This is a genomic window from Kushneria sp. AK178 (assembly GCF_053903105.1).
The window spans coordinates 1,214,601-1,228,475 of the sequence record NZ_CP096381.1 but is presented as its reverse complement, the minus strand read 5'-3'; the positions used below and the strand labels follow the sequence as shown (position 1 = coordinate 1,228,475).

At 62.1% G+C, this 13,875-nt stretch carries 12 protein-coding genes, 3 tRNA genes and 1 pseudogene; 3 read left to right on the top strand and 13 right to left on the bottom strand.

The annotated features are described in order from the left end of the window. Positions 1 to 4: 4 nt before the first annotated feature. From aceE to M1D97_RS05450, 3 genes are all read right to left on the bottom strand, one after another. The gene (aceE, locus tag M1D97_RS05460) at positions 5 to 2,686 is read right to left on the bottom strand and encodes a pyruvate dehydrogenase (acetyl-transferring), homodimeric type (protein WP_456269728.1); all 2,682 of its coding nucleotides are present in this window, start codon (positions 2,684 to 2,686) and stop codon (positions 5 to 7) included. A gap of 432 nt (positions 2,687 to 3,118) precedes the next feature. Next, positions 3,119 to 3,655, bottom strand: coding sequence for a 1,6-anhydro-N-acetylmuramyl-L-alanine amidase AmpD (ampD, locus tag M1D97_RS05455; protein WP_456269727.1), 537 nt, complete (start codon positions 3,653 to 3,655; stop codon positions 3,119 to 3,121). 39 nt (positions 3,656 to 3,694) lie between these two features. Further along, on the bottom strand, positions 3,695 to 4,192 hold the full coding sequence (locus M1D97_RS05450; protein ID WP_456269726.1) for a hypothetical protein: 498 nt from the start codon (positions 4,190 to 4,192) through the stop codon (positions 3,695 to 3,697). 171 nt (positions 4,193 to 4,363) lie between these two features. Between M1D97_RS05450 and tsaA the strand changes: the two genes are divergently transcribed. Then, complete coding sequence (gene tsaA / locus M1D97_RS05445; RefSeq protein WP_456269725.1) at positions 4,364 to 5,122, top strand: tRNA (N6-threonylcarbamoyladenosine(37)-N6)-methyltransferase TrmO; 759 nt, start codon at positions 4,364 to 4,366, stop codon at positions 5,120 to 5,122. A 42-nt stretch (positions 5,123 to 5,164) separates the two neighbouring features. Here tsaA and purC read toward each other — a convergent pair whose 3' ends face one another. The 4 genes from purC to dapA all read right to left on the bottom strand — a co-directional run bounded on the left by purC (position 5,165) and on the right by dapA (position 8,554). Further along, positions 5,165 to 5,890, bottom strand: a complete 726-nt coding sequence (purC, locus tag M1D97_RS05440; protein WP_456269724.1) for a phosphoribosylaminoimidazolesuccinocarboxamide synthase — start codon at positions 5,888 to 5,890, stop codon at positions 5,165 to 5,167. 89 nt (positions 5,891 to 5,979) lie between these two features. Continuing rightward, the gene (locus M1D97_RS05435) at positions 5,980 to 6,741 is read right to left on the bottom strand and encodes an MBL fold metallo-hydrolase (protein WP_456269723.1); all 762 of its coding nucleotides are present in this window, start codon (positions 6,739 to 6,741) and stop codon (positions 5,980 to 5,982) included. Continuing rightward, the gene (bamC, locus tag M1D97_RS05430) at positions 6,741 to 7,673 is read right to left on the bottom strand and encodes an outer membrane protein assembly factor BamC (protein ID WP_456269722.1); all 933 of its coding nucleotides are present in this window, start codon (positions 7,671 to 7,673) and stop codon (positions 6,741 to 6,743) included. The genes M1D97_RS05435 and bamC overlap by 1 nt, the downstream gene beginning before the upstream one ends. Continuing rightward, complete coding sequence (gene dapA, locus M1D97_RS05425) at positions 7,670 to 8,554, bottom strand: 4-hydroxy-tetrahydrodipicolinate synthase (RefSeq protein ID WP_456270178.1); 885 nt, start codon at positions 8,552 to 8,554, stop codon at positions 7,670 to 7,672. The genes bamC and dapA overlap by 4 nt, the downstream gene beginning before the upstream one ends. A gap of 286 nt (positions 8,555 to 8,840) precedes the next feature. Here dapA and M1D97_RS05420 point away from each other — a divergent pair, with 286 nt between their 5' ends. Continuing rightward, complete coding sequence (locus M1D97_RS05420) at positions 8,841 to 9,317, top strand: peroxiredoxin (RefSeq protein WP_456269721.1); 477 nt, start codon at positions 8,841 to 8,843, stop codon at positions 9,315 to 9,317. 36 nt (positions 9,318 to 9,353) lie between these two features. Here the strand turns inward: M1D97_RS05420 and M1D97_RS05415 are convergent, their stop codons facing one another. Both M1D97_RS05415 and M1D97_RS05410 read right to left on the bottom strand, forming a co-directional pair. Then, positions 9,354 to 10,445, bottom strand: coding sequence for an AI-2E family transporter (locus M1D97_RS05415; protein ID WP_456269720.1), 1,092 nt, complete (start codon positions 10,443 to 10,445; stop codon positions 9,354 to 9,356). 43 nt (positions 10,446 to 10,488) lie between these two features. After that, a complete protein-coding gene (locus M1D97_RS05410) occupies positions 10,489 to 10,752 on the bottom strand; it encodes a sulfurtransferase TusA family protein (RefSeq protein ID WP_456269719.1) in 264 nt (87 codons plus the stop codon). Positions 10,753 to 10,891: 139 nt separating this feature from the next. Here M1D97_RS05410 and M1D97_RS05405 point away from each other — a divergent pair, with 139 nt between their 5' ends. Beyond that, entirely contained in the window at positions 10,892 to 12,343 is a 1,452-nt protein-coding gene (locus M1D97_RS05405) for a M48 family metalloprotease (protein WP_456269718.1), read from the top strand. 64 nt (positions 12,344 to 12,407) lie between these two features. Here M1D97_RS05405 and M1D97_RS05400 read toward each other — a convergent pair. From M1D97_RS05400 to rluB, 4 genes and pseudogenes are all read right to left on the bottom strand, one after another. Continuing rightward, positions 12,408 to 12,482, bottom strand: a tRNA-Lys gene (locus M1D97_RS05400). Positions 12,483 to 12,528: 46 nt separating this feature from the next. Further along, positions 12,529 to 12,603: transfer RNA gene (locus M1D97_RS05395), tRNA-Lys, on the bottom strand. 46 nt (positions 12,604 to 12,649) lie between these two features. Continuing rightward, positions 12,650 to 12,724, bottom strand: a tRNA-Lys gene (locus M1D97_RS05390). Between the two features lie 307 nt (positions 12,725 to 13,031). Further along, positions 13,032 to 13,868 (bottom strand): annotated as a pseudogene (rluB, locus tag M1D97_RS05385) (23S rRNA pseudouridine(2605) synthase RluB); the annotation flags it as partial. Between the last annotated feature and the right edge of the window lie 7 nt (positions 13,869 to 13,875).

Here is a 13,875-nt window from a genome sequence, read left to right as displayed (position 1 = left end):
CGCTTCAGCTCACCAGCGGATTGGGTTTGCCGGGGTCGATGTCGTATTTTTTCATCGCGTCACTGACGGTCTTGGCATCGATCTCGCCACGGTTGGCCAGCGCGCGCAGCGCCAGTACGGTGACAAAGTAGCGATCGACCTCAAAGAAACGACGCAGATGCTCGCGCGTGTCCGAGCGTCCGAAACCATCGGTGCCCAGCACGTGGAAGTCGGTCGGCACCCACGCACGCACCTGATCAGCATAGAGCTTCATGTAGTCCGTGGAGGCAATGACCGGGCCTTCGCGACCTTCCAGACAGCTCGTGACCCAGGGCTTTTCCTGCTCGCCTTCCGGGTTGAGGAACTGCTGGCGATCATGTTCCAGTGCTTCACGACGCAGCTCGTTGAAGCTGGTCACGCTCCAGACATCGGCGGTGACGTTGAAGTCATCGCGCAGCAGCTCGGCCGCCGCCTCGACTTCACGCAGGATCGTGCCACTGCCCAGAAGCTGTACGCGCGGCTGCTTCTTGTTGCCCTCGCCTTCCTGCAGCAGATACATGCCACGAATGATGCCCTCCTCGCTGCCTTCCGGCATTTCGGGATGGACATAGTTTTCGTTCATGACCGTCAGGTAGTAGAAGCAGCTCTCGCGGTCCTGATACATGCGCTTGAGACCGTCCTGCATGATGACGGCCAGCTCGTGGCCATAGCAGGGGTCATAGGCGCGGCAGTTGGGCACCGTGGACATCAGGATATGGCTGTGACCGTCCTGGTGCTGCAGCCCCTCACCATTGATGGTGGTACGACCGGCCGTACCGCCGATCATGAAACCGCGCGCCTGCAGGTCACCGGCCGCCCAGACCAGATCGCCCACGCGCTGAAAGCCGAACATCGAGTAGTAGACGTAAAACGGCAGCAGCGGGACATGGTGGTTGGCATACGAGGTTGCGGCCGCCAGCCAGGCTGACATGGAGCCGGCTTCGTTGATGCCCTCCTCGAGAATCTGACCCTTCTGATCCTCGCGGTAGTACATGATCTGGCCGGTATCCATCGGCTCGTACTTCTGGCCTTCCGCGGCGTAGATACCGATCTGGCGGAACATGCCTTCCATACCGAAGGTACGCGCCTCATCGGGAATGATGGGCACGACCTGCTGGCCGAACTGCTTGTTTTTCACCAGGCCATTGAGGACACGGACAAACGACATGGTGGTGGAGACTTCACGCTCGCCGGAGCCCTTGAGCTGGGCGGCGAACATCTTGTCATCCAGCCCCGGAATCTCGATGGGCTCGAAATCGTTCTTGCGTGCCGGCAGGTAACCACCCAGCTGCTTGCGCCGCTGGTGCAGATAGCGCATTTCCGGGCTGTCGTCATCGGGCTTGTAGTAGGGCATGCCCTCTTCAAGCTGCTTGTCGGAGACCGGAATGCCAAAACGATCACGCATGACCTTGAGCGCATCGGTTTCCATCGACTTGATCTGGTGGGCTTCCATGTCGGCCTCACCGCTGCCGCCGCCCATGCCGTAGCCCTTGACGGTGTGCGCCAGTACCACGGTCGGACGATCGCCGGCGTTGTTCACGGCGTCATGATAGGCCGCATAAATCTTTTGCGGATCGTGGCCGCCACGATTGAGACGATAGATGTCCTCATCGGAGTAGTCCTTGACCATCTCGGCCGTCTCGGGATACTTGCCGAAGAAGTTCTCACGGGTATAGGCCCCGCCACGCGCCTTGAAGTTCTGATATTCGCCGTCGACGGCCTCATCCATGCGCTTTTGCATGAGGCCCTTGCTGTCCTGCTCGAACAGCGGGTCCCATAGACCGCCCCAGACCACCTTTAGAACGTTCCAGCCGGCGCCGCGGAACATGCCTTCGAGCTCGTCCATGATCCGGCCGTTACCGCGTACCGGACCGTCAAGACGCTGCAGGTTGCAGTTGATGACAAAGATCAGGTTGCCGAGCTTTTCACGGCTGGCCAGGTGCAGCGCCCCCAGCGATTCCGGCTCGTCGCACTCGCCGTCGCCCAGAAAGGCCCAGACCTTGCGATCGCCCATGTCATCGAGCCCGCGCGCGTGCATGTACTTCATGACGTGCGCCTGATAGATCGCCTGGATCGGTCCCAGCCCCATCGATACGGTCGGGAACTGCCAGTAATCCGGCATCAGATACGGATGGGGATAGGAGGAGAGCCCCTCGGCAACCGCTTCCTGACGGAAGGTGTCCAGCTGCTCCTCGGTCAGACGCCCTTCGAGAAAGGAGCGGGCATAGATACCGGGCGTGACGTGACCCTGTATATAGATCAGATCGCCCTTTTGCTCATCGCTGTCGGCGCGGAAGAAGTGGTTAAAGCCCACTTCATACAAAACGGCACAGGACATATAGCTGGCCAGATGGCCGCCCAGTCCCTTGTGCTTCTTGTTGGCGCGAATGACCTGCGCCACGCTGTTCCAGCGGATCGCGGAGCGAATCTTGCGCTCCATGAACATGTCGCCGGGCAGCTTGGCCTCACGGTGCACGGGGATGGTATTGCGATGAGGCGTGTTGACGGAGAACGGCGGCAGCTTGCCATCACGGCGCAAGCGATCAGCCAGACGGCTCAGAATATACTGAGCACGCTCCTCACCTTCACGATCCACTACCGATGTCAGGGCTTCCAACCACTCCCTTGTCTCGACCGGATCGTGATCTTCCTTTGCCTCCAGACTCATAGACGTCTCTCCGAATGAAGATAAGTTGTCAGCGGGCCCTTTTGGAGCCTCTGGCGCTTTCAAGGCGGGATAGGCACCCGATATGTACAGGGGCCATGGTTTCCGGATACGTCAAGCGATGGCATCGGATGTACAGTATCTGGCGCGGATAGCCATAAAACACTGCAGCGGGTTCCGACTCATTGGCCATCAACGAAACAGGCAACACTCGAACATGGGCGCTCTGATTGGACGACGAAGATACCGCAAACATGAAGTCATGCCAATTCACGTCTCGGGACGCCAGTGCCACGCCGCGCCCTGAGCCGCCTTCGAAAGATGATCACCCCGGCGCTGTCCCGCCTGCCATGACAGACAGGCATCAGGCTTCCCGCCAGAATAGTCACGCCATCAGACAGGAGCCAGCCCTCACGGCTGCGCCTTCCTGTCGCGCTAACGCGTCAGAAGCCCTCGAAGATACTGATGATCAAAACTCGGCCCCGGGTCGCTCTTGCGAAGCGGCGCCACCTGCTCGTGGGTAAGACTCTCGCGGGCATCGATATCGCAATAATGATACTCGAGCGCTTGCAGCACGTCGGCCAGGCATCGGTACTGCGCGTGGGTAAAGGGGCGCGCGTCCCCTTCAAGTTCAATGCCGATGGTAAAGTCATTGAGGGCCTGTCGGCCCTGCCACCGGGAGCGGCCGGCATGCCAGGCCCTTTGATCAAAGGGCACGAACTGGACACAGCTGCCGTCACGACGGATCAATAGATGGGCCGAGACCCGTAGCCCCTCGATCGAGGGATAAAAGGGGTGTGCGTCCCGGTTCAGGCGGTTGGTAAACAGTGCCTCGATGTCATCACCGCCAAAATGCCCTGGCGGCAGACTGATCGAGTGCAGCACGACCCGTGAGATTTCCTGCAGGGGACGCTTGTCAGCGTTGGGAGAGACGACCTGACGTGCGTCGACAAGCCAGTGATCAACAATCATGGGCGCGGTCATCCCTTTCAATATCGTAGCGCTTGCGCATCAGGCCTGCCGGGAGGAGACGTTCATGTCCCGGGCGGCATCACAACGCGTCTGGAAGCCATGCAGAAACTGCGCCCTGTCCTGTTTCGACAGCAGCCCGATCGGCACCAGACGCGGCTTGCGCTCCTGCTGCACATACAGCGACACGCCGCTGCTGCGCACCCTGTCGACGCGCGCGATATCGCGAAAATTCAGCGTGATCATGCGGGGCTTCCAGGCCGGGCCGCCGATATAGCGCACGCACTGCGACTCCAGCCTCACCACGGGTGACAGCCGCCGGCGCACGGCCAGGTTATTGCCGACCATCAGTCCCCAGAGCACCAGCGCCATGCCGATGACGCCATCCGGCCAGAGACGCCCCACCTGCCAGGCCTGCACCAGCAGCGTGATACCGCCGGCCACCGAGACGGCAAAGGCCACTCCCAGCAGCGTGGTATTGATCTTCTTTTCGGTGAAAAGCATCGGCGTGTCAAAAGCTTCGCCGTCTTGATCCGTCATGAGGATTGTTCCTTGCATCAACGTCTGGACACTTCCTCGCAGGGAGGAGGGTGCCGGTGCCCGTTGGACATCGGCATGGTCCCTTTGATTCCCGTGACCGCCTGCACCGATCGCGCCGCCGGGCCGCATCGACAGGGTGTCGTGACCCGGGGCGAATGGCATAATCGGATCATGACCTCACATGATACGCCTTCCCCTGCCAGCGCCTCGACCACCCTGGATATTATCGCCACCGTCGAGAGCTGCTACCCGGACAAGTTCGGCATTCCGCGTCAGCCGGGGCTGGCGCCCGACGCCACGGCCACCCTGCGGTTCAACGCACCCTTCGATCACCCCGATTGCGTGCGCGGACTCGAGCAGTTCAGCCACCTCTGGATCAGCTTTCTCTTCCACCAGAGTCCCGAGCGCTGGACACCGCTGGTACGGCCACCGCGGCTGGGCGGCAACGCCCGGATCGGCGTGTTTGCCTCGCGCTCGACCCACCGCCCCAACCGGCTGGGCCTGTCGCTGGTCGAGCTCGTCGGCATCGATTACGAGCCCGCGCCGGTTCTGAGGCTGCGCGGCCATGATCTGGTGGATGCTACACCAGTGGTGGACATCAAGCCCTATCTGCCCTGGGCCGACAACGCGGACGGTGCCAGCGCCGGTTTTGCGCCCGAGCCGCCGCCGCAGCTTGCAGTGCGGCTGAGCGATGACTGTCGGCATGTATTGAACCAACGCCCCGACAGCGCGCATCTTGCGGCCCTGATTCAGCAGGTGTTGTCACAGGATCCGCGCCCGGCCTATCGCCGGCACAAACGCGATGACCGCAGCTATGGCGTGCGCCTGGTTGATCTGGATGTGCGCTTTCATGTCGAGACGCACGTGCCGGCCGGGGCGCATGAGCCCACCAGCGTGATCGTGGTCGACCATCTGGTAACGATGGCCTGAGTGGCCGGCGGCGGCTATCGTCGCCGGCCCTGCCATGGTTTTTCAGTCCACGGACCGGTCGAAATCGATGCCGATACGGCGACCGACTTCCTCGTAGGCCTCGATCACGCCGCCCAGCCCCTGACGGAAGCGGTCCTTGTCCATTTTCTCACGGGTATTGGCATCCCACAGGCGGCAGCCGTCGGGAGAAAACTCATCGCCCAGCATCACCTCGCCGTGAAACAACCCGAACTCGAGCTTGTAATCCACCAGCAGGAGATCGCCGGCCAGAAAGAGCTTTTGCAGGATGTCATTGATCCGAAAGGTCAGCTCGCGGGCCCGCACCAGATGTTCACGCCGGGCCCAGCCAAAGGTCTCGGCCAGCGATTCGTTGATCATCGGGTCGCCCTTCTCATCGTTTTTGAGAAAGAGCTCAAAGGTCGGCGGCTCGAGCGCCATGCCCTCTTCCACGCCCAGACGCCGGCAGAGTCCGCCGGCGGCGATGTTTCGTACCACGCACTCCACCGGCATCATGGTCAGGCGCTTGACCTCGCTTTCGGTCTCCGAGCGCAGCCGCTCGAAATGCACCGGAATACCGGCCTCCTTCAGGGCGTTCATGATGAAGGCATTGAAGCGGTTGTTGACGCGCCCCTTGCGCTCGAGCTGCTCGACCCGCTTGCCGTCAAAGGCGCTGGTATCGTCACGAAACTCAAGGATCAGATAATCCGGATCGTCGGTTTCAAAAACGGACTTGGCCTTGCCCGCGTAAAGTTCCTGGCGTTTTTCCACGAAAGTCTCCGGCAGGGAATCAGGGTGTTATGGGAAAGGGATGGCGCAACATCAACGACCTGTCACGACCCGCCCGTTATATCGGCGCCTCAGCTGACCGACTGCCAGTCCACGGGTTGCCCCTGTCGGGCAATGACCAGACGCGACTCGTCGTTGTCCAGCAGGGGCCTTAGCGCATCAAAGGCAATCTCGGGCAGATTATTCTTTTCCGACAGGTGGGACGCAACCAGCCGCTGCAGGCGATCGGTGCCCAGCGACTGCAAAAGCGTCGCGGCCTGATGATTGGAAAGATGGCCCAGCCGGCCGCTGACACGCCGCTTGAGACTCGGTGGATAGGGGCCGTTGGCCAGCATTCGCGGATCATGGTTGCACTCGATGAACAGGGCGTCGCACTGTTGATAGCGCTCAAGCACGTGCGGCGTCACCATGCCCAGATCGGTCAGAAGCCCCAGCCGACAGGCGCCGGCCTGAATCAGGAACTGTACAGGCTCCCGGGCATCATGGGGGACAGTGACCGGCGTGATGTCAAGATCACCAATGCCCCGGGTCTCCTCGGGCGTGATCAGCACGACATCAATGGCAGGGTCAGGCTGTAGCGCCAGCCAGGTACCAACGGTCATGTAGACCGTCAGACCGAACCGGCGCGCCAGCGCAGGCACGCCACGCACATGATCGATATGCTCATGCGTAATCAGAATACCGGCCAGTGTGGCCGGGTCCATCTGCAGCGACTGCAGACGCCTCATGGCGTCGCGAATACCGAAGCCACAATCCACCAGCACGGTGGTCGCGCCACTGCCGACCAGCGTGGCATTGCCCCGGCTGCCGCTACCCAGCGATGCAAATCGCATCAGCGCAGGATCGAGGCCACACCGTCCAGCAGGTCATGGGTCCTTTGCTGATCGACGGGCTCGCCGGCACGATCGGTCACGGTGACAAATGTGCCGTTATCGGCGGGCGCGACGTGAAGCAGATACTGCTGCGTTTCGTCACTGCTGCCCCGGAAGGGGATCCAGCTGCCCTCGCCCCTGACCGTGTACTCGACGGTAAAGACACGCTCGCTGCGGTTCTGATCGATCAGGCGACGCTGATCTGTCTGGTAGTTGTTCTCCAGCTGCCAGGCAAGCTCTGCCCAGGCGCGCGGGAAATCGAGCGCCAGCGCCAGGCGCCAGTTACCGTCGCGGCTTTCCAGCCGCACCCGATCGTTGCGTGACAGGTTCTGGGCCACCATCGACACCCCGCCTTGCGGCGCGCTGGAGGAGAGATACTGGCTGACCTGGCTCAGGCAGGCATCGACACTGCTGCCGCCCTGCTGGCAATAAACATCCGTGGTGTTGTTGCGGATGCCCTGACGTACCGACAGCACGCCGCGATCGGTCGTGATCTGCCCCGTGCTGCCATCAATGTTCTGTACCTGATAGCCATTGGCACGGACGAACTCCTGCAGTCGCGGCCATACCGCACCGGGGGCGGCACTCACGACCAGCCAGCGATTGCCATCGGCCTCGCGGGGCTCGACAAAGCGCGTTTCGCGGTCACTGGTCGACAGCGTCTGCGGCCTCGGCGGCTCGTAGCCGTCGCGGTTTCTGATGAAATCGTTGGTGGCCTGCGGTACCGGCATCGCATTCTGATAGCGAGCCTGATTGCGCGATGCCGGCAGCTCCAGTGGTGGTGTCATTTCCGCGTCGGCATATTCGCTGTTGCGGTCATGATAATAGCCGCCCCCGCAGCCGCCCAGCGCGATCAGCAGCGGCGTTACCATTATCCAGCGCGTCCTGCTCATTGATCCATCACTCCGGCCAGCTGCAGCGCCTCGGCTACGGTGGATTGGTAGCGTTCGGACAGCCAGGTCAACGGCAGGCGAATCCCCTTGTCCATCAGACCGAGTTCGTGAAGCGCCCACTTGACCGGGATGGGATTGGCCTCGATACCCAGCACCGAGTGCAGCGGCATCAGTCGCGTATTGATCTGGTGGGCGCGATCATGATCGCCGCCGGTCGCGGCGATGCAGAGATCGTGCATGGCGCCCGGCGCCACATTGGCCGATACCGAAATGGCCCCGTGACCACCCGCCAGCATGAATTCACAGGCCGTCGGGTCATCGCCGGAATACAGCGCGAAGTCATACTCCTTGAGACGCTCGATCAGATCCTCGGCGCGCTCGAGATTGCCGGTGGCATCCTTGAGCCCCACGATGTTGTCGATCGCTGCCAGACGCTGGGCGGTCTCGTTGTAGAGGTCCACACCGGTACGACCGGGGACGTTATACATGATGACGGGCAGATCGCAGGCGTTGGCCACGGCCCTGAAATGCTGATACAGCCCTTCCTGCGTCGGACGGTTGTAATAGGGCGTGACCGACAGGCAGTAGTCGGCGCCGACCTCCCGGGCGTAGCGCGCCAGCTCCACCGCCTCTGCTGTGGCGTTGGCGCCGGTGCCGGCGATAACGGGCACCCGGCCATTGACCGTTTCAACCACCGTGCGGATCACATCGAAGTGCTCGGCAAAGCTCATGGTGGTGGGCTCGCCGGTGGTTCCCGCCGCCACGATGGCATCGGTGCCGTGCTCGAGATGCCAGTTTACAAGATGTTTCAGGGCGTCCCAGTCGATGGCCCCATCGGCTTTCATGGGTGTCGCCAGAGCGACCATGCTGCCAGTGATCATCCCGCCAACCTCTTCCTTTGAATTCATTTGAAAACGACCCTGCCAGGGCCGCTGCGACAGACCTGCGCCGATACTGTCGGTCGTGATGACACAGCGCTCGGGGTCGTTCATGACGCTGACGATGGTACTCGGCGCACCCCATGCTGTACAGACACCGCCGAACAGGAAAACATGGCCGCACGGCCGGGCCGGCTGATTTCACTGTTCGACTCGGGTATTGTCATCTGCCACATCGGATTGCGCGCCGGTGATCGGCGACGCCGCTTTATCCTCAGGGAGACGCTTCATGACCATGACCATCGGCACGCCCGCCCCGGATATCACGCTGGACGCCACCAGCGGCACCAGCTTCAATCCTGCCGCCTTCAAGGGGGAGCAGGTCGTGGTGTATTTCTATCCAAAGGATTCAACGCCTGGCTGTACCACCGAAGGTCAGGCGTTTCGCGACCGCATGAGTGCCTTTGAACAGGCCAACACGCGTGTGTTCGGTGTCTCGCGGGACTCGCTGCGCAAGCATGAAAACTTCAGGCACAAGCAGGACTTCCCGTTCGAGCTGGTCAGCGACCCGGAAGAAACCCTGTGCCGCGCCTTCGATGTCATCAGAACCAAAAAACTTTTCGGCAAGACGCACGAGGGCATCGAGCGCAGCACCTTCCTGATCGACCGGGAAGGTAATATCGCGGCGCAGTGGCGGGGCGTGAAAGTGGCAGGACATGCCGACGAGGTGCTGGCAACGGCGCAGGCACTCAACGACGGCCGGTAGGCGGTTGCAGCCCTGCCGGCGCAGGGCTGCAATACTTCATTCGCCCGCGGCGGCGCCCTCCTTTCGCAGCGCGCTCGCCCCGCGGGGCCAGGCAAACATCAGCGACTTGATCAGCGTGGCCAGCGGAATGGCGAAAAAAATGCCCCAGAACCCCCAGATACCGCCAAAGAACAGCACGGCCAGGATGATCGCCACCGGGTGCAGGTTGACCACTTCCGAGAACAAAAGGGTCACCAGCACGTTGCCATCCAGTGCCTGAATGAGGGCGTAGGCCAGCAGGACATAGACAAACTGGGTATCGAACCCGAAGTGAAGTCCCGCGGAGGCCGCTACCGGCAGCGTGGCCGCCGCTGCACCGATATAGGGCACCAGTACGGACAGCCCCACCACGATACCCAGCAGCACCGCATAGGGCAGCCCCAGCGCCCAGAAGGTGACAAACGACACCACCCCGACGATCATGATCTCGATGAACTTGCCACGGATGAAGTTGGCGATCTGGGTATCCATTTCGCACCATACCCGGGTCATCAGCATGCGCTTTTTGGGCAGCAGCGACAGGAAAAACCCGACCAGCCGCTCGCGGTCCTTGAGCATGAAAAAGACCAGGATCGGCACCAGCACCAGATAGATGATAACGCTGAGCACACCGGCCAGCGAGCTCAGGGAGAGACTCACCACGCGCCGTCCCAGCTGGGTCGCCTCCTGGCTGGCGGTGTTGATCAAATGCTGCACCTGATCGGGCGTGATGATACTGGGATAGCGGGCCTGCAGCTCATCCAGCAGCGCCTGGCTGCGGTACAGCACGGAAGGCAGTCCCTGCACCAGGCGCGCGAACTGATCCCAGACCATCGGAAAGATGATCAGGGCAAAAAACAGCATCGCCCCGACAAACATCAACAGCACCAGGCACACGGCCGGTAGCCGCGACAGTCCCAGCCGTTCGAGCCAGCGCACCACGCCCTGCAGCAGAAAGGCAAAGACCAGGGCAGTCAAAAACGGTGCCAGCATGCCACCGAAAAAGATGATGATGGCGAACCCCAGTACCAGCAGCGCGCCCAGCATGACCGCTTCCTCATCGGAGAGGTAGCGCTCGATGAAATGATTCCAGAGGTTTCTGAAGGTCATTGAATTATTGACACCATGAGAAAAAAACCGGCCGGCACTGGTTTCAGCACCCCTTGATCAGTATGTAGTGGTAAACGTCCGCCTCCTGACGGCGGCCTGCCAGCTCATGCGCCCCCTGAGCGGCAAAGCTCTCGAAGTCACGCCATGACCCCGGATCGGTGCAGACCACATGCAGACGCTGGCCGGCGTCCAGCGCCGCCAGAGCCTGACGCGCCTTCAAAAGCGGCATCGGACAGGCAAGTCCGGTTGCATCCAGCCGTTGATCGGCCTGTTGTTCCATCTGCCTGATGTCGTCAATATTATCCAACGCCACTGGCTCCCCTGCTGGTTGTAATCGACACGATTTAAAGGCAACTTGATGTTACCGGCAACCTCTGCCGTCCGTGCTGCGCGGGCAGCGACACCCCTGCCCCTTCATGTTTCAACGGCCATCCGGTAAGCATGTCATGTCAAGGCATATGCGTTTTCGATGCATTATCACGGCCGCGCTGCTGCTTGGCGCGGCGCCCCTGCCGACGCCCTCACCGGCCAGCCAGCTGCCCACCCTGGGAGATGCGGCCGGCAACTACAGCAGTCAGGAGGAGTTTCGCCTCGGGCGTGCCTGGCTTCGCGAGTTTCGCGGCCATGTTGGACAGTGGCGTGACCCCATCACGCAGGACTACATCGAATCGCTGGTGGCACGGCTCTTGCCCAATAGCCAGCTCGACGACATCACCCCCGTGGTCACCCTGGTGTCGAGCCGCACGCTGAATGCCTTTGCCGTGCCCGGGGGCGTGATCGGCCTCAACACCGGCCTGTTTGCCTGGGCACCCGACCGGGATGCCTTCGCCTCGGTGCTGGCGCATGAAATGGGCCATCTCTCCCAGCACCACTTTGCCCGCGAGATGGCGCGCAGCGAACGCGCCCAGCTGCCCACCATGGCGGCCATGCTGGCCGGTCTGGTGGTGGCCGCCGGCGGTGGCGGCAATCTCGGCGTGGCCACCATGGCAGGCACCCAGGCCGCGGCCATGCAGAGCCAGCTGAGCTACTCACGCCGCTACGAACAGGAAGCCGACCGGGTCGGCCTGCAGGCCATGGCACGTTCCGGCATGGACCCCATGGCCATGCCGCGCATGTTTGCCACCATGCAGCGACTTTCGGGCATGCAGGGCAATACCCCGCCCGAGTTTTTGCTGACCCACCCCATGACCGGGTCGCGGCTGAGCGATACCACCAGCCTGGCCCAGCAATACCAGAGCGGCAACTACCGCGAACCGGGCCCCGAGTACGATCTGATCCGCGCCCGCGCCATGCTGGCGATGAACATGAGCGACCCTACGGCCGTGCGCACGCGTCTCGAACAGGATAACGCCCACCCGATCGCCCTGCGCTACCTAGAGGCGCTCAATGACAGCATCAATCAGCGCACCGATCAGGCGCTGGCCGCGTTCGACCAGCTTGCCCGGGAGGCGCCCGACATTCTGATGCTGCCCACCAGTGCCGCCGATGCCGCACTGGATGCCGGCCGCCGCGAGGAAGCCGTGCGGCGCTGCGAGCGCATTCTGCGCCTGACGCCCGGCTACTACCCGGCACAGATCATCCAGGCCGAAGCGCAGCTGGGTATCAATCCGGCGATCGCCTTTCGCGATCTCAGGGCCCTGACCGACACCCACGCCGAAGACCCGGATCTCTGGAACCTGCTCAGCGAGGCGGCCGGGCGCAGCAACCGTGAAGACTGGGGGCACCTGGCCCTGGCCGAGCGCCTTCAGCTCAAGGGCGACATCGACGGCGGGCTGAAGCAGCTGGCGCTGGCCGAAAAGGCGTCACAACAAAACGGCGACTACGCCCTGACCAGCCGCATCCGCGAGCGGCGCCAGGCGTTCAATCAATACCGGCAGACGCTGGAAAGATTTCGCTAGCCCACCGGGAAAGCGGGCACGCAAAAACGCCTCACCCCGGACACGGGATGAGGCGCTTCAAAACTGGTGGGTCGTGTAGGATTCGAACCTACGACCAATTGGTTAAAAGCCAACTGCTCTACCACTGAGCTAACGACCCGGTCGATCAGGCATCAACGCGAGGCTGGAAACAATGACAGGATCAATGGTGGGTCGTGTAGGATTCGAACCTACGACCAATTGGTTAAAAGCCAACTGCTCTACCACTGAGCTAACGACCCGATAATGCTGCCGACAATCACGGACATGCCAGTTTCTCTGTCGAGGTGGTGGGTCGTGTAGGATTCGAACCTACGACCAATTGGTTAAAAGCCAACTGCTCTACCACTGAGCTAACGACCCGCTCGACGGGCGCAAATACTACTTTGAAAGCATTCGCGATGCAAGCGCCTCTTGCTCACTTTGAGCGTTAACGACGTCCGCCGCCCTTTCGACCCTGTGGCGTCGTCGCACCACCCTTCTGACCGCTGCCGCGGCGCTCCTGCCCCTTGTCATTCCTGCCGGACGAGCGACGATTGCTCGTCGGCGCTGTGGAGCTCCAGCCATCACGGTCGCTACGCTTCTCATTGCGCTTTTCGCGGGGCGTGATCGGACGTGCTTCCTCACGATCGCTGCGGCGAGGGCTGCTCTCCTGGCCGCTGCCACGCGCCGCCTCCGGCGACTTGACCCCGCGTACCGGGCGACGCTTGTTCTTGTCGCGGTTCCAGCGGTTTTTTTCATCCGGCGTCAGGGCCGGCACCCGGCGCTTTTCCAGTCCGGCCAGGTCGGAAAGGTCGTCCACCTCCTGCTGGGTCAGCTCGGTCCACTCGCCGGCGCGGGCGCGCTTGTCCAGAAACACGCTGCCGTAGCGTACGCGCTTGAGGCGGCTGACCGTCAGCCCCTGGGATTCCCATAGCCGTCGCACTTCACGGTTGCGCCCTTCCATGATGACGACATGAAACCAGGTGTTGATGCCCTCGCCGCCGAACTCCTGCACGTCGGTAAAGCGCGCCGGCCCGTCTTCCAGCATCACCCCCTCGACCATGGCCCGCACATGCTCCATGGTCACCTCGCCCATGACCCGCACGGCATATTCACGCTCGATCTGCATCGACGGGTGCATCAGTCGATTGGCCAGCTCGCCATCGGTGGTAAAGAGCAGCAGGCCGCTGGTATTGATGTCCAGTCGGCCGATGGCGATCCAGCGCTCGCCGGACAGGCGCGGCAGATGCTCGAACACTGTACGGCGGCCTTCCGGATCGCGACGCGTGCAGAGCTCGCCTTCCGGCTTGTTGTACATGATGACGCGACGCGATGACGCCTGACTCGAGGTCAGGGTGACGGGGCGATTGTCCAGGGTGACGCGGTCCTCCTCGGAGACACGATCCCCCAGGGTGGCCGTCTCGCCGTTGACCCTGACGCGCCCGGCGCCGATGGCGGTTTCCATCTCGCGTCTTGATCCCAGCCCGGCACGGGCCAGTACTTTTTGCAGCTTTTCGGTATTCATGCGAAGT